The sequence below is a fragment of the Georgenia sp. Marseille-Q6866 genome (assembly GCF_965111665.1).
In genome coordinates, this window is record NZ_CBCOOR010000007.1 from 119,244 (window position 1) to 138,280 (window position 19,037).

The window sequence follows — 19,037 nt, forward strand, 5'->3', positions numbered from 1 at the left end:
TCGAGACGGAAGCGGGGACGCGGTGCAGCCGAACGAGGCAGAGACGACGTGGCAGGCGGACCAGGAGTTCGTCGACCACGTCTACGGGCGCCTGGACGACCTCCGGCGCCGCTACCGGCAGCGCCTGGAGGAGGTCCGGCGGCAGGGGGCGAGCGGCACGCCACAGAACCGCTCGGAGCGGGACGCCTTCGCGGTCCACTACGAGGACACGCTGTCACGCCTGGAGCAGGTGGAGAACCGGCTGGTCTTCGGCCGCCTCGACCTCACCGACGCCGCGCGCCGCTACATCGGGCGCATCGGGATCGCCGACGAGGACCAGGAGTCGCTGCTCATCGACTGGCGTGCCCCGGCGGCGCGGCCCTTCTACCAGGCGACGGCGGCGCGGCGCGGCGACGTCGTGCGCCGGCGCCACCTCATGACCCGGGGGCGGCAGGTCACCGGGGTCGAGGACGAGCTGCTCGACACCGAGGCCGACGTGGAGGGCCTCACCGGTGAGGGCGCCCTCTTCGCGGCGATGGCCGCCGCCCGTGAGGGCCGGATGGGCGACATCGTCGCGACCATCCAGTCCGAGCAGGACGAGATCATCCGCGCCGAGTCCGAGGGCGTGCTCGTCGTCGAGGGTGGCCCGGGCACCGGGAAGACGGCGGTCGCGCTCCACCGCGCCGCCTACCTGCTCTACACGCACCGTGAGCGCCTCGAGCGCTCGGGCGTCCTCATCGTCGGACCCAGCCGCGTCTTCCTGCGCTACATCGAGCAGGTGCTCCCCTCGCTCGGCGAGAGCGGCGTCGTCGCGACGACGCTCGGTGACCTCCTCGCCGACGTCCCGGCCACCGGCACGGAGCCGGAGGCGGTGGCCGAGGTCAAGGGCCGGGCCGTCATGGCGCAGGTGCTGCGCCACGCCGTGCGCGGGCTGCCCCGGCGCCTGGAGCAGCCGGTGCTGCTCGACGTCGACGGCGAGCAGGTGCGCCTGGAGCCCGAGGACGTGCGCGCCGCGCAGGAGCGGGCCCGCCGCAGCTCCCGGCCGCACAACGTGGCCCGCCGCACGTACGCGACCGCCGTGCTCGACGCGCTCACGCGGCGCTGGGCCGGGGAGAAGGGCCTGGACCTGGAGTCCGAGCAGGGCTGGCTGCTCCAGTCGCTGCGCGAGTCGCGCGACGCGCGCCGCGAGATCAACCTCCGGTGGATGCCCACCACGGCCGAGCAGCTGCTGCGCCGCCTGTACTCCGACCCCGCCTTCCTCGCGCGGCACGGGCGCGGCCTGAGCCCGGCGGACCGTCGCCTGCTCCGCCGCCCCGCGAACGCCCCGTGGACACCGGCGGACCTGCCGCTGCTCGACGAGCTCGCCGTCCTCCTGGGGCGCCTGGAGAACCCGGACGAGGAGCGCGCCCGGCTCGCGCGGGCCGCCGAGCGGGCGGCCGACGTCGCCTACGCCGAGCACGCGATCCGCGAGGACGGCATCGGGGGCGGGATGGTCGACGCCCAGACCCTCGCCTCGCGCTTCGCGGCGCCGGAGGCCCGGCGGAGCCTCGCCGAGCGGGCGGCGTCCGACCGCGAGTGGACCTACGGGCACATCGTCGTCGACGAGGCGCAGGAGCTGTCCCCCATGGCCTGGCGGGCGCTGCTGCGCCGCAACCCCAGCCGGTCGATGACGCTCGTCGGCGACCTCGACCAGCGCTCGGGCCACCAGCCCGCGCGCAGCTGGACCGAGCTGCTGGGCACCGCGGCCAGCGAGCACGTGCGGACCGCGGCCCTGACGATCAACTACCGCACGCCGTCGGAGGTCATGAGCGCCGCCGTCCGGGTGCTGCGCGCGGCGGGCGGCGCCCAGGCCGCGCCGGCGCGCTCGGCGCGCTCGGTCCCCGGCTCGCTGCGCACGACGCGGGTGGCCGGTGACCGCGAGGTGGCCGACGTCGTCGTCGCGGAGCACGCGGCGATGGGCCAGGGACGCCTCGCGGTCGTCACCGGCCCCGGCCGGGTGGCGGCCGTGCGGGAGCTCCTCGCCCCCCTGCTCGGGTCCGCGCTCGAGGCCCCGGGCGGGGACGTGCTCGCCGCGCCCGTCGTCGTCCTGGACGCCGTCACCGCCAAGGGGCTGGAGTTCGACGTCGTCGTCCTCGTGGAGCCGCAGGAGATCGCCGCGGGCGGGCCGGGCGACCTCTACGTCGCGATGACCCGTCCCACGCGCCTGCTGCACGTCCTGCACCGCGGCGAGCTGCCCCCGGGGCTGGCCGACTGACGTCCGCTGGGCGGATCGGTTTCCCCGATCGTGCGCCGGTGCGTCACCATGGGCAGGTGCGCGCACTGCTACTGGAGAACCCCCACGAGAACGCCGATGCAGCCCTCGAGAACGCCGGGCTGGAGGTGGTGCGCCACACCGGCGCCATGGACGAGGACGAGCTCATCGCCGCCCTCGACGGCGTCCAGGTGCTCGGGATCCGCTCGAAGACGACCGTCACGCGACGTGTCCTCGAGGCCGCCCCGGACCTGCTGACGATCGGCGCCTTCTGCATCGGCACCAACCAGGTCGACGTCGCCACCGCGGCCCACCGCGGGGTGGCGGTGTTCAACGCCCCCTTCTCCAACACGCGCTCCGTCGTCGAGCTCACGCTCGGGGAGATCATCGCGCTCAACCGGCGCCTCACGGTCCAGGACAGCGCGCTGCACGAGGGGCGCTGGGACAAGTCGGCGGCCGGCTCGCACGAGGTGCGCGGCCGCACCCTCGGGATCGTCGGCTACGGCAACATCGGCACCCAGCTCTCCGTCCTCGCCGAGGCGCTCGGCATGCGCGTCGTCTTCTACGACACCGCCGAGAAGCTCGCGCTGGGCAACGCCCGGCGGATGGGCAGCCTCGAGGAGCTCCTCGAGATCGCCGACGTCGTCACCCTCCACGTCGACGGCCGGGCGGGCAACGCCGGCATGTTCGGGCGCGCGCAGTTCGAGCGGATGCGGCCCGGGGCGATCTTCCTCAACCTCTCGCGGGGCTTCCTCGTCGACTACGCCGCCCTGCGCGAGCGGGTGCTGGCCGGTGCGATCGCCGGTGCCGCCGTCGACGTCTTCCCCGAGGAGCCCAAGCGCAACGGCGACCCCTTCGACTCCGAGCTGCGCGGCCTGCCCAACGTCATCCTCACCCCGCACGTGGGCGGCTCGACGGAGGAGGCGCAGGAGGGCATCGGCGCGTTCGTCTCGAACAAGCTCGTCTCCTACCTCCTGGACGGCACGACGACGATGAGCGTCAACGTCCCGCCCCTCGCCCTGGACCGCGCCACGACGGCCCGCTACCGGGTCACCTACCTCCACCGCAACACCCCCGGCGCCCTCGCCCTGGTCAACCAGGCCTTCGCCGAGAGCGGCGCGAACATCGAGGGGCAGATCCTCGGCACGCGCGGCGACCTCGGCTACGTCGTCACCGACATCGGTGGGGAGCTGCCCGACGAGGCTCGCGTGGCGCTGGACGAGGTCCCCGACACGATCCGGCTGCGGGTGCTCCTCGCCGGTCGGTGACGGCCTCGCCGCACTACCGTGTGGCCATGACCTACCAGCCAGCGTCCGACCGATACGACTCGATGACCTACCGCCGCTGCGGGCGCAGCGGTCTCGACCTGCCGGCCATCGCGCTGGGCCTGTGGCAGAACTTCGGCCACAGCCACGCTGAGGACACCCAGCGCGAGATCGTCCTGCACGCCGTCGACCGCGGCGTCACGCACATCGACCTCGCCAACAACTACGGCCCGCCGCCCGGCGCGGCCGAGTCCTTCTTCGGACGGCTCCTCGCCGAGGACCTCGCGCCCTACCGCGACGAGCTCGTCATCTCGACCAAGGCCGGCTACCGCATGTGGCCGGGTCCCTACGGCGAGTGGGGCTCGCGCAAGTACCTCCTGTCCTCCCTCGACGCCTCGCTGCGCCGCCTCGGGCTCGACTACGTCGACATCTTCTACTCCCACCGTGACGACCCGAGCACGCCGCTGCGCGAGACGATGGGTGCGCTCAAGACGGCCGTCGACTCCGGCCGGGCGCTGTACGCGGGCATCTCCTCCTACACCGCCGAGCGCGCCGCCGAGGCGGTGGCCGTCGCCGAGGAGATCGGGCTGACCCTGCTCGTCCACCAGCCCTCCTACTCGATGCTCAACCGGTGGGTCGAGGAGGGCAGCCCCTCGGTCCTCGACGTCACCGAGGAGGCGGGCATGGGCAACGTCGTCTTCTCCCCGCTCGCGCAGGGGATGCTCACCGAGAAGTACCTCGACGGCGTCCCGGCGGACTCCCGCGCCGCCCGTGGCGGGTCGCTGAGCGAGGACTTCCTCACCGAGCAGACGCTCACGCACATCCGCGCGCTGTCGGGGATCGCGAAGGAGCGGGGCCAGACCCTGGCCCAGCTCGCCCTCGCCTGGGTGCTGCGCGACCCGCGCGTGACGACGGCGCTCGTCGGGGCCTCGAGCGTGGCCCAGCTCGACGACTCGCTCGCGGCGCTGGACAACCTCGACCTCAGCGACGAGGAGCTGGAGCGCATCGACGGGCACGCCGTGGACGCCGGCATCAACATCTGGGCCAAGCGCTGAGAGGACCGGTGACGGTGGCGGCTTCCCCTCCGCCACCGTCACCGGTGGTCAGTGCGAGCCAGGCTCGCTGGGCCCCACAGTAGCGGAGCCACCCTCGGTGACCGGGTCGATCGGGCGCTCCGCGCGCAGTGCCGCGATCGCCGTCTCAAAGTCCTCCAGGGACGTGAAGGCGGAGTACACGCTGGCGAAGCGGAGGTAGGCGACCTCGTCGAGCTCGCGCAGCGGCCCGAGGATCGCCAGCCCGACGTCGTGGGCGTTGATCTGCGCCGCCCCGGCTGCCCGCACCGTCTCCTCGACCTGCTGGGCGAGGAGCGCGAGGTCGTCGTCGGAGACGGGGCGACCCTGGCAGGCCTTCCGGACACCGGCGACGACCTTCTCGCGGCTGAAGGGCTCGACGACGCCGGAGCGCTTGACGACCGAGAGGCTCGAGGTCTCGATGGTCGTGAAGCGGCGGTGGCAGGCCGTGCACTCGCGACGCCGACGGATCGCAGAACCGTCGTCCGCCGTCCGCGAGTCGATGACCCGCGAGTCCGCGTTCCGGCAGAACGGACAGTGCACGTGAGCTCCTCGCTGCTTGGGCAGGCCACTGCGTGGCACCGCTGGGAGCACGGTACGGGCGCCGCGGCGCGAGGTGCAAGGTTGCTCAGGCTCAGCCCGCCGGGACGACGAGCTGCTGGCCCACGACGAGGTCGCCCGAGGCGAGACCGTTGAGCTGGAGGATCTCGTCGACCGCCTCGCGCACGTCCGTGCCCTCGGGCGCCGTGGCCGCGGCGATCGCCCACAGGGTGTCCCCCGTGGAGACGCTCACGCGCTCCACGGGGCCCTGGTAGCCCTGCGCGTCCGCGGTGAGGCTGCCGAGCCAGCTGCCACCGGTGACGGCAGCGGTGAGGGCGACGGTGAGCAGGAGCAGGGACCGGACGAGCCGGCCGCGGGCGGTGAGGCGCACCGCCGGGCGCGCGGCCGGCGCGGGCCGCGCGGGCTCGGCGCGCTGCGGGGCAGGGGCCACGTAGCCGGGGCCGACGAGCTGGAGGTGCCCCCGGCGCCGCCCGGGCACCTCTCGGACCGGGACCGCGGGAATCGCTAGTGCACTCATCGTCTCCTCCTTCGAACGTCTGTACGTCGAACGTCTGTGCGACAGCGTACTACTCGGGACCGACACTGTCGACACGCCGTCGAACAGATGTTTGATCTCGGCCCGAGAGCCTTCTACGCTGTCGAGGACGAGCCCATCACCGACCACTGACATTCGAGGAGCACGTGCCGTGAACCCAGGCCAGGACGAGCGCGACAGCGGCGCCACGGTGCACGAGCTCCCGGAGCAGGAGCCGCTCGACGGCGCGCTCACCGAGCGCCAGCGGCTCGTCCTCGACACGATCCGGCGCAGCGTCGACGAGCGCGGCTACCCCCCGACGATGCGGGAGATCGGCACGATCGTCGGGCTCGCCAGCCCCTCCTCGGTCAAGCACCAGCTGACCGCCCTGGAGCGCAAGGGCTACCTGCGCCGGGACCCCAACCGTCCGCGCGCCATCGAGATCGTGGGCACCGAGGTCCGCGGGCCCGAGCTCGGCAACCCCGAGGACGCGAGCGACGCCCCGGCGCCCGCCTTCGTGCCGGTCGTCGGACGGATCGCGGCCGGCGGCCCGATCCTCGCGGAGCAGGCCGTCGAGGACGTCTTCCCCCTCCCCCGCCAGCTCGTCGGGGACGGTGAGCTCTTCCTCCTCAAGGTGAGCGGCGACTCGATGATCGACGCCGCGATCTGCGACGGCGACTGGGTCGTCGTCCGGCGCCAGCCGGTCGCCGAGAACGGGGAGATCGTCGCGGCCCTGCTCGACGACGAGGCCACGGTCAAGACCTTCCAGCGCCGCGACGGCCACGTGTGGCTCATGCCGGCGAACGAGGCCTACTCCCCCATCGACGGGGACGCGGCCCAGGTTCTCGGCCGCGTCGTGTCCGTGCTGCGCAGCCTCTAGAAGCCGAGCTCGCGCGCCACGGCGCGGATGTGCTCGGCGCTGGCACGCAGGCCCGCCTGCTCGCTCGGCGTCATGGGCGGCAGCAGGCGCTCCTGGGCGCCGTCGCCCCCGACGACGGTGGGCACCGACAGGCAGACGTCGGAGATGCCCACGTAGTCGGTGAGCAGGGTGGAGACGGGCAGGACCCGGTTCTCGGCCCGGAGCACGGCCTGGATGATTCCGACGGCGGCGAGGGCGACCGCGTAGTTCGTCGCGCCCTTGCCCTCGATGATCCGGTAGGCCGCGGTGACGACCTCCTCGGCGATGGCCGCCCGGGAGGGCTCGTCGAGGAGCGGGACGTGGGTGCTGCTCCAGTCGAGGAGCGGCACCGCCCCGATCATCGCCGAGCTCCACAGGACGAGCTCGGAGTCGCCGTGCTCACCGACGACGTAGGCGTGGATGTTGGAGGCCGCGATTCCGGTCTCCTGGGCGATGCGGTAGCGCAGCCGCGAGGTGTCCAGCACGGTGCCGGAGCCGAAGAGCTGCTCGCGCGGGAGCCCGGAGATCGCGAGCGCGGCCTGGGTGACGATGTCGACGGGGTTGGTCACCATGAGGAAGATCGCGTCGGGAGCGACGGCCGTGAGGCGAGGGACCAGCGTCCGCATGAGCCCCACCGTGCTCGCCGCGAGGTCCAGGCGCGTCTGGCCCGGGCGCTGCTTGGCGCCGGCGGTGATGACGACGACGTCGGCGTCGCGGCAGGCCTCGACGTCGTCGGAGCCGATGATCTGAGCGTGCGGCATGAACTGGATGCCGTGGGCGAGGTCGAGGGCCTCGGCCTCGACCTTCGCGCGGTTGACGTCGTGGAGGACCACGCGCCGGGCCGCGCCCTGCATGAGGAGGGCGTAGGCGAGGGTCGCCCCGACGGCTCCCGCCCCCACGATCGCGACCGTGCTCGCTCCTGCGCGTGCCATGGCACTTCCTTCCGTCGCCGACGGCTCCGAGCCTAGGGGGTCAGTGCGGGTTGCGCGGCCAGGCGCCGCAGGGCGGCACGGGCCACCTCGCCGTCCGTCGTCGGCCACAGCGGCGGCATCGAGCCGCGCAGGAAGCTGCCGTACCGGGCGGTGGCGAGGCGCGAGTCGAGGACGGCGACGACGCCGCGGTCCTCGGTCGAGCGGATGAGGCGTCCGGCGCCCTGGGCGAGGAGGAGCGCCGCGTGCGTCGCCGCGACGGACATGAAGCCGTTGCCGCCGCCCGCGGCGACGACCTCCGAGCGGGCCGAGCGGACGGGGTCGTCGGGCCGCGGGAAGGGGATGCGGTCGATGACGACGAGCCGGCAGGTGCGGCCGGGCACGTCCACGCCCTGCCACAGGGACAGGGTGCCCACGAGCGTGGCCGACTCGTCCGCGGCGAAGCGCCGCACGAGCGAGGGCAGCTGGTCCTCCCCCTGGCACAGGACCGGGGTGTCGAGCTCGGCGCGGAGGAGCTCGGCGGCCTCGTCCGCGGCCCGCCGGGAGGAGAACAGCCCGAGGGCACCGCCGCCGGAGGCCCGGACGAGCTCGACGAGCTCGCGCTGGGCGTCCTCCCCCGGCCCGTCCCGGCCGGGCGCCGGCAGGTGGCGGGCGACGTAGAGGATGCCCTGGCGGCCGTAGTCGAAGGGCGAGCCGACGTCGACCCCGTGCCACCGCGGGCCGGGCGCCGGCCGCGGGGCGTCGTCGTCGGGCTCGAGGTGGTCGAGGAGGCTGACGCCGAGGGTGCGGGCCACCGGCGCGAAGCTGCCGCCGAGGGACAGGGTGGCGGAGGTGAGGACGGCGGCCTTGCCGGCGAGCAGCTCGGTGGCGATGGGGCGGGCAACGTCGAGGGGCGCGAGGTGCAGGCGCGCGGCCTCGAAGCCGGTGCGTCCACGCTCGCACCACAGGACCTCGCGGCGCTGGGCGACGCCGTCGCCGAGGAGGCGCTCGGCGATCTCGTGGAGGACGACCATGGCCGAGCGCGCCATGAGGCGCCCGCCGGCCTCGGCCTCGCTCTCCCCGCGCATCGCGCTGATGGCCTCGCGGCTGCCGGCCTCGAGGAGCGTGACGGCGTCGAGCAGCTCGGCGGGCACCGAGCGCAGCCGCCCGCTGGGCGCCGTCTCGAGCCAGGCGCCGAGCGCGCGGCCAGCGGCGTCGAGGGCCTCGACGGCCACGCCGGCGTGCTTGCGCGCCAGCCGGGCGGTGCGGTCGACGACGGCGGTGGACAGCTCGAGGGTGGACTGCGCCGTCACCCGCTCGGCCAGCTCGTGGGCCTCGTCGACGACGAGGACGTCGTGCTCGGGCAGCACCCGGGGGGAGCCCGCCGCCGCGATGCCGAGCATCGCGTGGTTGGTGACGACGACGTCCGCCTCGTGCGCCGCGCGCCGGGCGGCCTCGGGGAAGCACTCCTCGAGCATGGGGCAGCTCGAGCCGAGGCACTCGAGCTTGGTCACCGAGACCTGGCGCCAGGCACGGTCCCCGACGCCGGGGTCGAGGTCGTCGCGGTCGCCGGTGTCCGTCTCCTCGGCCCACTCGCGCAGCCGCACGACCTGCTCGGCGAGCGGCCCGCGGGAGGTGCTGCTCGCGGCGTCGGCGGTGGCGGCGTCGACGGCGAAGAGACCGGGCTCGTCCTCGGTGGGGTAGCCGCCGGCGACCTTGTGCTTGCACACGTAGTTGTGCCAGCCCTTGAGGAGGGCCACCTGCGGGCGGGGCGCGCCCGAGGCGGCGACGACGTCGGCGACGAGCGGGACGTCGTGGGTGAGCACCTGGCGCTGGAGGGCGAGGGTGGCGGTGGAGACGACGGCGCGCTGGTGGTGGCGCACGGCGTGGTCGAGGACGGGCACGAGGTAGCCGAGGGACTTCCCGGTGCCGGTGCCCGCCTGCACGAGCAGGGCGCGCGGCTCCTCGAGGGTGCGGGTGACCTCCTCGGCCATCTCGAGCTGGCCCGCGCGCTCCTTGCCGCCCAGGCGCCGGACCGCGGCGGCGAGCAGCTCGGGCGTGCCGCTCACGCCGACGCGGCGGCGGTGAGGTCAGCCGCGAGGGTCGGGTCGACGAGCGCGGTCAGCTGCGTGCCGTCACCGGTGTGCTCCTCCGCCAGCACCTCACCGGTCTCGTGCGCCCGCGAGACGAGGTCGCCGCGCGAGTAGGGCACGAGGACGTCCACGCGCACGGAGGGGCGCGGGAGCAGCTCGGCGATGCGCTCGCGCAGCTCCTCGATGCCCTCACCGGTGCGCGCCGACACGGCGACGGCGCCCGGGTAGCGGGTGCGCAGCGCCGCGACGGTGCCGGGGTCGGCGAGGTCGGCCTTGTTGAGGACGACGAGCTCCGGGATGTCCTCGGTACCCGGGATGTCGGCGAGGACGTCGTGGACCGCCTTGACCTGGCCCTCGGGGTCGGGGTGCGCGGCGTCGACGACGTGGAGGATGAGGTCGGCGTCGGCCACCTCCTCGAGGGTCGAGCGGAAGGCCTCGACGAGCTCGTGGGGCAGGGAGCGCACGAAGCCGACGGTGTCGGCGAGGGTGTAGACGCGCCCGTCCGGGGCCTCGGCCCGACGCACCGTGGGGTCCAGGGTGGCGAAGAGCGCGTTCTCGACGAGCACCCCCGCGCCGGTGAGCCGGTTGAGGAGGGAGGACTTGCCGGCGTTGGTGTAGCCGGCGATGGCGACGGCGGGGACCTGTGCGCGGTGCCGCGAGGAGCGCTTGGTCTCCCGGGACGGGGCCATCGCGGCGATCTGGCGGCGCAGGCGGGCCATGCGGGTACGGATGCGGCGGCGGTCCAGCTCGATCTTCGTCTCACCGGGGCCGCGGGAGCCGATCCCGGCGCCGCCGGCGACGCGGCCACCGGCCTGCCGGGACATCGACTCGCCCCAGCCGCGCAGGCGCGGGAGCAGGTACTCGAGCTGGGCGAGCTCAACCTGGGCCTTACCCTCCCGCGACTTCGCGTGCTGGGCGAAGATGTCGAGGATGAGGGCCGTCCGGTCGATGACCTTGACCTTGACGACGTCCTCCAGCGCACGGCGCTGGGAGGGGCTGAGCTCGGAGTCGGCAACGACGGTGTCGGCGCCCACCTCGGCGACGAGCTCGGCGAGCTCGGCGGCCTTCCCCGAGCCGAAGAAGGTGGCGGGATCGGGGGTGGCGCGGCGCTGGAGCACGGCGTCCAGCACGACGGAGCCCGCGGTCTCCGCGAGCGCCGCGAGCTCGCGCAGCGAGACCTCGGCGAGCTCGGCCTGCGGGCCGGACCACAGTCCGATGAGGACGACCCGCTCGAGGCGCAGCTGGCGGTACTCGACCTCGGTGACGTCCTCGAGCTCGGTGGACAGCCCGCCCACGCGGCGCAGCGCGGAGCGCTCCTCGCGGTCCAGCTGGTCGCCGTCGAGCTCGTGGCCCCCGGCGTCGTCGGCCTGGAGCGCCGTCCCTGCCCGGGCGAGCACCCTGGCCACGACGTCCCGTGCGGGGTCGCGCTCCTGCACCGCGTCGTCGTCGTGATCTGCCATGGTCTCCCAGTCGTCGTCCACCACCCTCAGGATCCCACGACAGCCCCTGTCCGGCGACCAGTTATCCCCAGGAGCGGGGTAGGTTTCGGTGAGTGAGCGAGCACTACTTCACCGCGCAGCCGGCCTCCCCCGGGGAGACCCGCACCATCGACGTCGTCCTGCGCGGGCGACCGGTCCAGGTCCGCACCGCGCCGGGCGTCTTCTCCGGCGACCGTCTCGACCTCGGCACCCGCGTGCTCCTCGACGCCGTGCCCGACCCCGTCCCCGCCGGGACGCTCGTCGACCTCGGCTGCGGCTGGGGGCCGGTGACGCTTGCGATGGCGGCCGCGTCCCCGGGGGCGAGGGTCGTCGCCGTCGACGTCAACGAGCGGGCCCGGGACCTCACCGCCCGGAACGCCGCCGCGCTCGGGCTGGGCAACGTCGTCGTCGCCGCCCCCGAGGAGGCCGCCGGCCTCGTCGTGGACGGGATCGACGAGCTGTGGTCCAACCCGCCCATCCGCATCGGCAAGGAGGCGCTGCACGAGCTGCTGCGCACGTGGCTGGGGCGGCTGGCGCCGGAGGGACGGGCCCGGCTGGTCGTGAGCAAGAACCTCGGGGCCGACTCCCTGCAGCGCTGGGTCGAGACCGAGCTCGGCATGCCTACCGAGCGCCTGTCGAGCTCCAAGGGCTTCCGCGTGCTCGACGTGCGCCGCGCCTAGCGCAGCGTGACGCGACCGACGAGCGTCGCGGGTCCCGTGAGGAGGGCGCGGCCGTCGTGGGTGAGCCGCACGACCACCCCCCCGCCCGGCAGGGGGACCCGCCACAGCCGGGGCGCGCTCGCCCCGCCCCACGCGTGCAGCGCGACGGCGACGGCGCAGGCCCCGGTGCCGCACGAGCGGGTCTCCCCCGCGCCCCGCTCCTGCACGCGCATGCGCACGGTGCCGGTGGGCTCGCCGTCCGTCGTCGTCTCCCCGAGGGGGACGACGATCTCGACGTTCGTGCCCTCGGCGGGCTCGGGGTCGACGGCGACGAGCGGGACGAGGTCCGCCGCCGCCAGCTCGTCCTCGTCGGGCAGGGCGACGACGGCGTGCGGGTTGGGCATGGTGACGCGCAGCCCGGCACGGGTGCCCTCGAGGCCGCGGACCTGGACGGCGACGTCGAAGCCGCGGGTGACGGCGCCACCGCCACCGGGCAGCTGCCACGGGCCCATGTCGACGGTCCAGCCGGTGCCGGCGCGGGTGACGCTGCGCACGCCGCCGCGGGTGCCGATGAGCACCGGCTCGCCGTCGGCGGGAGCGATGAGGCCCTCGTCGACGAGGTAGGTGGCGAGGAGGCGGGCGGCGTTGCCGCACATCTCCGCGACCGAGCCGTCCGCGTTGCGGTAGTCCATGAACCACTCCGCGCCCTGCGCTGCGGCGGCGCGGGCCTCGGGGGTGCCCAGGGCGGCCGAGCGGACGGCGCGGACGAGACCGTCGGCGCCGATGCCGGCGCGCCGGTCGCACACGGCGGCGACCGCGGCGGCGTCGACGTCGAGGCGGGCGTCGGGGTCGGTGAGGAGGACGAAGTCGTTCTCCGTGGCGTGCCCCTTGGTGAGCGGGACACCCCGGAGCGAGGCCAGCAGCGACATGCGTGCGAGCCTACGGGAGGAGGGCGGCGACCCGCTCCGCTCCCCCCCCTCCCGCATATGTCCGATATCTGCAGTCCTCCGGCGCCGCAGGCCGCACCTTTCCCGCATATGCCCGAGGGCTACGGGAGGAGGGCGGCGACCCGCTCCGCCAGGTCCGGCGACGGCGGGAGCCAGTGGACGCGCGGGTCGCGGCGGAACCACTGCTGCTGGCGGCGGGCGAGCTGGCGGGTGGCGATCGAGATCGCCTCGTGCGCGTCCTCGACGCTGAGCCGGCCCTCGAGGACGGCGACCGCCTGGGCGTAGCCGACGGCACGCGACGCGGTCCGGCCCCGGCCCAGCCCTACGCCGAGGAGCTCGCGGGTCTCCTCGAGGAGGCCGCCGTCGAGCATCGCCCGGGCACGCGCGGAGATGCGGGTGAGGAGCTCCTCGCGCGGGACGTCGATGGCCACCTGGACGGCAGGCAGGTGGTAGCGGTGCTCGGGCATCGTCGCGGAGTAGGGCCGGCCGGTCAGCTCGATGACCTCCAGGGCGCGCACGATGCGCCGGGTGTTGGCCGGCGGGATCCGCTCGGCGGCCGTGGGGTCGCGCTCGGCCAGCTCCCGGTACAGCATCCCGGGGCCCTCCTCCTCGACGCGGGCCTCGAGGCGGCCGCGCACCTCGGGGTCGGTGCCGGGGAACTCGAGCTCGTCGAGGACCGCGCGCACGTACAGGCCGGAGCCGCCGACGAGGACCCCGCGGCGCCCACGGCCGGCGACGGCGGCGAGGTCGGCGCGCGCCTCACGCTGGTAGGCCGCGACGTTCGCCTCCTCGGTGACGTCGAGGACGTCGAGCTGGTGGTGGACGACGCCGCGGCGCTCGGCGAGGGGCAGCTTCGCGGTGCCGACGTCCATGCCTCGGTAGAGCTGCATCGCGTCCGCGTTGACCACCTCGGCGGCAGCGGGGCCGCCGAGGAGCTCGACGACGTCGAGCGCGAGGTCGGACTTGCCCGTCGCGGTGGACCCGACGACGGCGAGGACGGGAGAGACACGGCGCCAGGCTACGCGCCACCGCCCCCTCACGCCGACAGCCGGACTCCTCCGCCGCCGATGCCGCCGAGAGATCCGGCTCTCCGCACGGGAGAGGACCCCGGCCCCGCGGCGCGGCGAGAAATCCGGCTGTCGGCGGGGGGCGGTGTCAGGGTGCGGGGGAACCGGGGACGGTGGCGTCAGCGGGCGCGCAGGGTCGGCATGCCGAGGGTGACGGCACCACCCGCGGCCGCGGCGGGCGCGCCGTGGTCGTGGTCGCCGCGCTGGGCGCGCTCCCACGCGTCGCCGGCGCGCGTGCGGCGCAGGGCGTAGGTGCCGCCGAGCGCCGGGGAGTCGGCGACGAGGTGGTGCGGAGCGCCGTGGGTGACGGTCGCGGTAACCATGTCGCCGGGACGTGGGAGGTCCGTGACGCCGTCGGGAAGCGCGACGTGGACGAGCCGGTTGTCGGCGGCGCGGCCGCTGATCCGGGCCGTCGCGCCGTCCTTGCGACCGCCGCCGTCGGCGACGAGCACCTCGACGGTGCGCCCGACCTGCCGCTCGTTCTCCTGCGTGCCGATCCGCTCCTGGAGGGCGACGAGGCGCTGGTAGCGCTCGGCGACGACGTCGGCCGGGACCTGCTCGGGCAGGTCGGCGGCGGGGGTGCCGGGTCGCGGGGAGTACTGGAAGGTGAAGGCGCTGGCGAAGCGGGAGGCCTCGACGACGTCGAGCGTGGCCTGGAAGTCCTCCTCGGTCTCCCCCGGGAAGCCGACGATGATGTCGGTGCTGATCGCGGCGTCGGGGATGGCGGCGCGGACGCGGTCAAGGATGCCGAGGAACTTCGCCGAGCGGTAGGAGCGCCGCATCGCGCGCAGGACGCGGTCGGAGCCCGACTGCAGCGGCATGTGCAGCTGCGGCATGACCGTGGGCGTCTGCGCCATCGCCTCGATGACGTCGTCGGTGAAGGCGGCGGGGTGCGGGGAGGTGAAGCGCACCCGCTCCAGGCCCTCGACCTGCCCGCACGCGCGCAGCAGCTTGGCGAAGGCGCCGCGGTCCCCGAAGCCCACGCCGTAGGAGTTGACGTTCTGCCCGAGCAGGGTGACCTCGATGGCGCCCTGGGCGACGACCGCCTCGACCTCGGCGAGCACGTCGCCCGGGCGGCGGTCGCGCTCCTTGCCGCGCAGGTGAGGCACGATGCAGAAGGTGCACGTGTTGTTGCAGCCGACCGAGATCGACACCCAGCCGGCGTAGGCCGACTCGCGCTTGGTAGGCAGCGTCGAGGGGAAGACCTTGAGCGACTCCTCGATCTCCACCTGCGCCTCGGCATTGTGGCGGGCGCGCTCGAGGAGGGTGGGCAGGACGTCGAGGTTGTGGGTGCCGAAGACGACGTCCACCCACGGGGCCTTGTCGACGATCCCGTCGCGCATCTGCTGGGCGAGGCAGCCGCCGACGGCGATCTGCATGCCGGGCCGGGAGCGCTTGACCGAGGCGAGCTGGCCGAGGTTGCCGAAGAGACGGCTGGCCGCGTTCTCGCGGACCGAGCACGTGTTGATGACGACGACGTCCGCCCCGGTGCCCAGCGCCTCACCGGGACCCGCCTCCGCGGGCACGTACCCGGCTCCCTCGAGCATGCCGGCGAGGCGCTCGGAGTCGTGGACGTTCATCTGGCAGCCCATGGTGCGCACGACATAGGTGCGGGGCGCGCTGGCGGTGGCAGTCATCGTCGGCCAAGTGTAGTTGGGCCGTGCCGTGTCCCGACCGTGACCTCGATTTACATGACCGTCATCACAAGTGTGGTTAGGTTTGCCACTATGACTCAGCCGGGCACGCACTCCATGCCGCCTCCGACCACCGAGCCGCTTGTCGAGATGCGCGGGGTCAACAAGTACTTCGGTGAGCTCCACGTGCTCAAGGACATCGACCTCACCGTCCACCGCGGCGAGGTCGTCGTCGTCATCGGCCCCTCGGGATCGGGCAAGTCCACGCTGTGCCGCACGGTCAACCGCCTGGAGACGATCAGCTCCGGCGAGATCGTCGTGGACGGCACCCCGCTGCCCGAGGAGGGCAAGGCGCTGGCCCGGCTGCGTGCCGACGTCGGGATGGTCTTCCAGTCCTTCAACCTCTTCGCGCACAAGACGGTCCTCGACAACGTCACCCTCGGGCCGATCAAGGTCAAGGGCCTGAGGACGAAGGAGGCCAAGGACCTCGCGATGGACCTCCTCGAGCGGGTGGGGGTCGCGAACCAGGCGGGCAAGCTCCCCGCCCAGCTCTCGGGGGGCCAGCAGCAGCGCGTGGCGATTGCCCGGTCGCTGGCCATGCAGCCCAAGGTCATGCTCTTCGACGAGCCGACCTCGGCCCTGGACCCCGAGATGATCAACGAGGTCCTCGACGTCATGACCTCCCTGGCGCGGGACGGCATGACGATGGTCGTCGTCACCCACGAGATGGGCTTCGCCCGCAAGGCCGGCGACCGCGTCGTCTTCATGGACGCGGGCGAGATCGTCGAGGAGAAGACCCCCGAGGAGTTCTTCACCCACGCCGAGACGGAGCGTGCCAAGGACTTCCTCGGCAAGATCCTCACCCACTGACCCTCCGCACTGTCCGCACTTCGAAGGAGAACAGCATGCAGAAGACCCGAGTGATCGCGATCGCAGCCGCAGCGCTGCTGGCGCTGACAGCCTGCGGAGACGACGGCGGGAACGGGAACGGCGAGAGCGCCGACCCGGCCGACTTCCCCGAGGGCAGCACCATGGCACGGATCGTCGAGGAGGGGACGATCACCATCGGCACGAAGTTCGACCAGCCGCTCTTCGGCCTCCAGGGCCCCGACGGCGTCCCCGTCGGCTTCGACGTCGAGATCGGCCAGCTCATCGCCGACGAGCTCGGCGTGGAGGCCGAGTTCGTCGAGGCGCAGTCCGCCCAGCGCGAGACGCTCATCCAGAACGGGTCGGTCGACCTCGTCGTCGCGACCTACACGATCAACGACGAGCGCAAGGAGCTCATCGACTTCGCCGGCCCGTACTACGTCGCCGGCCAGTCGCTCATGGTGACGGCGGACAACACCGACATCAACGGCCCGGACGACCTCGCCGGCAAGACCGTGTGCTCGGCGGACGGCTCGACGCCGGCGCAGAACATCCGCGACAACTACCCCGACGCCGAGCTCGTCACCTACGGCGCCTACACCGACTGCCTCGACCCGCTGAGCAGCGGCCAGGTCGACGCGGTCACCACCGACAACGTCATCCTCGCCGGCTACGTCAACGAGCAGCCCGACGACTTCAAGCTCGTCGGCGACCAGTTCACCGAGGAGCCGTACGGCATCGGCCTGGCCAAGGACGACGACGACTTCCGGACCTTCGTCAACGACACCCTCGAGGCCGCCTACGAGGACGGCCGCTGGGCGGAGGCCTGGGAGAACACCGCCGGTGCGGTGCTCGACACGCCCGAGCCGCCGGCGGTCGACCGGTACTGAGCCGACACTCCCGCGGTCCGGGGCGCTGCGGCGCCCCGGACCGCACCCACGCTGATCGGGAACCTTGATGAACGTCGTCCTCGACAACCTGCCGGCTTTCTGGAACGGCTTCCTCACCACCCTGTACATCGCCGCGGTCAGCGGTGTCATCTCGCTGGTGGCGGGAGTCCTGCTCGCCGCGATGCGCGTGTCCCCCCTCTCGACGCTGCGCTGGGTGTCCACCGCGTGGGTCGAGGTCATGCGCAACACACCGCTGACCCTGATCTTCATCTTCGTCGCCGGCGTGCTGCTGACGATGGACATCCTCATCCCGATCGGGCGCACCCAGGCGATCGTCGCCCTCTCCGTGTACACCTCGGCCTTCGTGTGCGAGGCAGTCCGCTCGGGCATCAACAGCGTGGGGATCGGGCAGGCTGAGGCCGCCCGGGCCATCGGCCTCACCGGCGGCCAGTCGCTGCAGCTCGTCGTGCTGCCGCAGGCGCTGCGCACCGTCGTGCCGCCGCTCATCAACGTCCTCATCGCCATGGTGAAGAACACCTCGATCGCCGCGGGCTTCGCCTCGCCCGAGCTCGTGTCCGCCGCCCGCACGGTGTCCCTCGCGAACCCCGGCAGCGCACTGTGGGTGTTCAGCGGTATCGCGGTCTTCTACCTGCTCATCACGGTGCCTGCGGGCACCCTTGCCAACCGGGTCGAGCGAAAGGTGGCGTTCGCACGATGAGTGACGTCAGCACCGTCCTGTACGACGCCCCCGGCCCGGTCACCCGCCGGCGCCAGCGCCTGCTCTCCGCCCTCGCCGGGCTCGTCATCGCCGCGGTCCTCGCGTGGGGCCTGTACGCGATGTACCGCAACGACATCTTCAACGACCGCTGGCTCGTGCTCGTCGACCCGCCGCGCGGCCAGTCCGTCCAGAACGTGTGGTGGGACTCGCTGCTGTGGGGTGGGCTCATCCAGGGCACGCTCAAGGCGGCAGCGCTCGCCATGCCGTTGGCCGGTGTGCTCGCGCTCGTCCTCGTCATCCTCCGCACCACGCCGCGCCGGGCGGTCCGCACCCCGGCCACCGGCCTCATCGAGCTCTTCCGCGGGCTGCCGGTTCTCGTCCTCATGATGTTCGGGTACTTCGTGTTCGGCTTCAGCCCGTTCGCCTCGGTGGTGTTCGGGCTGGTGATCTACAACGCCGCCATCGTCGCCGAGATCCTTCGCGCCGGACTGTCCTCCCTCGCCAAGGGCCAGGGAGAGGCAGGCTTGGCGATCGGCCTGTCGTGGTTCCAGAACTTCTTCATCATCATGCTCCCGCAGGCGGTGCGGGTCATGCTGCCGAGCCTCATCGCCCAGCTGGTGGTGCTGCTCAAGGACACGTCGATCGGCTTCATCATCGCCTACCACGAGCTGCTCCGGGCGTCCCAGCTCAACTACAACTTCTTCGGCAACGAGAGCCGGCTGCCGTTCTTCGTCGCGACGCTGGCGATCTACCTCACCCTGAACTTCACGCTCACCCGGGTGGCGATCGTCGTCGAGAGGCGTCTGCGCCAGCGGGGGCAGAAGGTCGTGAAGCCGGGGTCCCGGGTGGCGGCGCGCTGAGTCGCCCGGGCCGGCACGCGGTGCGGACCTGGGGTTGCTACAGCGCGTCGAGGGGGTCGCCGTCCGTCTCGTCGCCGTCGGCGGCCAGTGCTTCGTCGACGGCGCGCATCGCCACACCGGGTGAGTAGCCCTTGCGGGCGAGCATCCCCGCGAGCCGGCGGCGGCGCTTGTCGTGGTCCAGGCCGCGGCTCGCGCGCGCCTTGCGGAGGGCGAGGTCACGCGCGGCCGCGAGCTCGTCGTCGTCGTCGATCTGCTCGAGGGCCTGCTCGGCGACCTCGGGGCTCACGCCCTTGAGACGCAGCTCGTGGGCCAGCGCCCGCCGGGCGAGGCCGCGCTCCCCGTGGCGGGTGCGCACGAGCATCTCGGCGTAGGCGGCGT

General features: G+C 73.5%; 18 protein-coding genes. 9 read left to right on the forward strand and 9 right to left on the reverse strand.

All coding sequences use genetic code 11. The features are described 5' to 3' along the window. The first annotated feature begins 22 nt into the window (after positions 1-22). From ACWPXV_RS08225 to mgrA, 3 genes are read left to right on the forward strand one after another with little or no spacing between them, the layout of a single operon-like run. A complete protein-coding gene (locus ACWPXV_RS08225) occupies positions 23-2,233 on the forward strand; it encodes a HelD family protein (RefSeq protein WP_454084781.1) in 2,211 nt (736 codons plus the stop codon). 56 nt (positions 2,234-2,289) lie between these two features. Beyond that, positions 2,290-3,498, forward strand: coding sequence for a phosphoglycerate dehydrogenase (gene serA, locus ACWPXV_RS08230; RefSeq protein ID WP_454084782.1), 1,209 nt, complete (start codon positions 2,290-2,292; stop codon positions 3,496-3,498). A 26-nt stretch (positions 3,499-3,524) separates the two neighbouring features. Beyond that, positions 3,525-4,550 (forward strand): L-glyceraldehyde 3-phosphate reductase, encoded by a 1,026-nt coding sequence (gene mgrA, locus ACWPXV_RS08235; protein WP_454084783.1) that lies wholly within the window; start codon positions 3,525-3,527, stop codon positions 4,548-4,550. 48 nt (positions 4,551-4,598) lie between these two features. On the opposite strand, the gene nrdR is transcribed toward mgrA, so the two are convergent. Next, the gene (gene nrdR, locus ACWPXV_RS08240) at positions 4,599-5,108 is read right to left on the reverse strand and encodes a transcriptional regulator NrdR (protein WP_454084784.1); all 510 of its coding nucleotides are present in this window, start codon (positions 5,106-5,108) and stop codon (positions 4,599-4,601) included. A gap of 91 nt (positions 5,109-5,199) precedes the next feature. Continuing rightward, entirely contained in the window at positions 5,200-5,643 is a 444-nt protein-coding gene (locus tag ACWPXV_RS08245; RefSeq protein ID WP_454084785.1) for a LysM peptidoglycan-binding domain-containing protein, read from the reverse strand. Between the two features lie 91 nt (positions 5,644-5,734). On the opposite strand from ACWPXV_RS08245, the gene lexA reads away from it, so the two are divergent. Next, positions 5,735-6,520 (forward strand): transcriptional repressor LexA, encoded by a 786-nt coding sequence (gene lexA, locus ACWPXV_RS08250; protein ID WP_454084786.1) that lies wholly within the window; start codon positions 5,735-5,737, stop codon positions 6,518-6,520. Here lexA and ACWPXV_RS08255 read toward each other — a convergent pair. From ACWPXV_RS08255 to hflX, 3 genes are read right to left on the reverse strand one after another with little or no spacing between them, the layout of a single operon-like run. Continuing rightward, positions 6,517-7,470, reverse strand: a complete 954-nt coding sequence (locus ACWPXV_RS08255) for an L-lactate dehydrogenase (RefSeq protein WP_454084787.1) — start codon at positions 7,468-7,470, stop codon at positions 6,517-6,519. The two genes, lexA and ACWPXV_RS08255, sit on opposite strands and share 4 nt — an antisense overlap. Before the next feature lie 32 nt (positions 7,471-7,502). Next, positions 7,503-9,515, reverse strand: coding sequence for an ATP-dependent DNA helicase (locus ACWPXV_RS08260; RefSeq protein ID WP_454084788.1), 2,013 nt, complete (start codon positions 9,513-9,515; stop codon positions 7,503-7,505). Then, positions 9,512-10,999 (reverse strand): GTPase HflX, encoded by a 1,488-nt coding sequence (hflX, locus tag ACWPXV_RS08265; RefSeq protein ID WP_454084824.1) that lies wholly within the window; start codon positions 10,997-10,999, stop codon positions 9,512-9,514. Before hflX ends, ACWPXV_RS08260 begins: the two co-directional genes overlap by 4 nt. A 92-nt stretch (positions 11,000-11,091) precedes the next feature. Between hflX and ACWPXV_RS08270 the strand changes: the two genes are divergently transcribed. Further along, positions 11,092-11,697, forward strand: a complete 606-nt coding sequence (locus tag ACWPXV_RS08270) for a class I SAM-dependent methyltransferase (RefSeq protein WP_454084789.1) — start codon at positions 11,092-11,094, stop codon at positions 11,695-11,697. On the opposite strand, the gene dapF is transcribed toward ACWPXV_RS08270, so the two are convergent. The 3 genes from dapF to miaB form a co-directional block, all read right to left on the reverse strand. After that, the gene (gene dapF / locus ACWPXV_RS08275; RefSeq protein WP_454084790.1) at positions 11,694-12,605 is read right to left on the reverse strand and encodes a diaminopimelate epimerase; all 912 of its coding nucleotides are present in this window, start codon (positions 12,603-12,605) and stop codon (positions 11,694-11,696) included. The genes ACWPXV_RS08270 and dapF overlap by 4 nt on opposite strands. A 119-nt stretch (positions 12,606-12,724) precedes the next feature. Next, positions 12,725-13,663 carry a tRNA (adenosine(37)-N6)-dimethylallyltransferase MiaA gene (miaA, locus tag ACWPXV_RS08280; protein ID WP_454084791.1) on the reverse strand — a complete coding sequence of 313 codons (939 nt, stop codon included), beginning with the start codon at positions 13,661-13,663 and terminating at the stop codon, positions 12,725-12,727. A 146-nt stretch (positions 13,664-13,809) separates the two neighbouring features. Further along, complete coding sequence (gene miaB / locus ACWPXV_RS08285; RefSeq protein WP_454084792.1) at positions 13,810-15,327, reverse strand: tRNA (N6-isopentenyl adenosine(37)-C2)-methylthiotransferase MiaB; 1,518 nt, start codon at positions 15,325-15,327, stop codon at positions 13,810-13,812. 114 nt (positions 15,328-15,441) lie between these two features. Here miaB and ACWPXV_RS08290 point away from each other — a divergent pair, with 114 nt between their 5' ends. The 4 genes from ACWPXV_RS08290 to ACWPXV_RS08305 all read left to right on the forward strand — a co-directional run bounded on the left by ACWPXV_RS08290 (position 15,442) and on the right by ACWPXV_RS08305 (position 18,659). After that, positions 15,442-16,194 carry an amino acid ABC transporter ATP-binding protein gene (locus ACWPXV_RS08290; protein ID WP_251305118.1) on the forward strand — a complete coding sequence of 251 codons (753 nt, stop codon included), beginning with the start codon at positions 15,442-15,444 and terminating at the stop codon, positions 16,192-16,194. Positions 16,195-16,229: 35 nt separating this feature from the next. Further along, entirely contained in the window at positions 16,230-17,081 is an 852-nt protein-coding gene (locus tag ACWPXV_RS08295) for a glutamate ABC transporter substrate-binding protein (RefSeq protein ID WP_251305038.1), read from the forward strand. A 67-nt stretch (positions 17,082-17,148) separates the two neighbouring features. Then, the gene (locus tag ACWPXV_RS08300; RefSeq protein ID WP_454084793.1) at positions 17,149-17,799 is read left to right on the forward strand and encodes an amino acid ABC transporter permease; all 651 of its coding nucleotides are present in this window, start codon (positions 17,149-17,151) and stop codon (positions 17,797-17,799) included. Next, the gene (locus ACWPXV_RS08305) at positions 17,796-18,659 is read left to right on the forward strand and encodes an amino acid ABC transporter permease (protein WP_454084794.1); all 864 of its coding nucleotides are present in this window, start codon (positions 17,796-17,798) and stop codon (positions 18,657-18,659) included. The genes ACWPXV_RS08300 and ACWPXV_RS08305 overlap by 4 nt, the downstream gene beginning before the upstream one ends. Positions 18,660-18,696: 37 nt before the next feature. Here ACWPXV_RS08305 and ACWPXV_RS08310 read toward each other — a convergent pair whose 3' ends face one another. Next, complete coding sequence (locus ACWPXV_RS08310) at positions 18,697-19,014, reverse strand: regulatory protein RecX (RefSeq protein WP_454084795.1); 318 nt, start codon at positions 19,012-19,014, stop codon at positions 18,697-18,699. Between the last annotated feature and the right edge of the window lie 23 nt (positions 19,015-19,037).

Coding starts and splice junctions, on each gene's coding strand:
- mgrA (WP_454084783.1), top strand. CDS start 3,525: ATGACCTACCAGCCAGCGTCCGACCGATACGACTCGATGACCTACCGC.
- ACWPXV_RS08245 (WP_454084785.1), bottom strand. CDS start 5,643: ATGAGTGCACTAGCGATTCCCGCGGTCCCGGTCCGAGAGGTGCCCGGG.
- ACWPXV_RS08255 (WP_454084787.1), bottom strand. CDS start 7,470: ATGGCACGCGCAGGAGCGAGCACGGTCGCGATCGTGGGGGCGGGAGCC.
- hflX (WP_454084824.1), bottom strand. CDS start 10,999: ATGGCAGATCACGACGACGACGCGGTGCAGGAGCGCGACCCCGCACGG.
- dapF (WP_454084790.1), bottom strand. CDS start 12,605: ATGTCGCTGCTGGCCTCGCTCCGGGGTGTCCCGCTCACCAAGGGGCAC.
- miaB (WP_454084792.1), bottom strand. CDS start 15,327: ATGACTGCCACCGCCAGCGCGCCCCGCACCTATGTCGTGCGCACCATG.
- ACWPXV_RS08290 (WP_251305118.1), top strand. CDS start 15,442: ATGCCGCCTCCGACCACCGAGCCGCTTGTCGAGATGCGCGGGGTCAAC.
- ACWPXV_RS08295 (WP_251305038.1), top strand. CDS start 16,230: ATGCAGAAGACCCGAGTGATCGCGATCGCAGCCGCAGCGCTGCTGGCG.
- ACWPXV_RS08300 (WP_454084793.1), top strand. CDS start 17,149: ATGAACGTCGTCCTCGACAACCTGCCGGCTTTCTGGAACGGCTTCCTC.
- ACWPXV_RS08305 (WP_454084794.1), top strand. CDS start 17,796: ATGAGTGACGTCAGCACCGTCCTGTACGACGCCCCCGGCCCGGTCACC.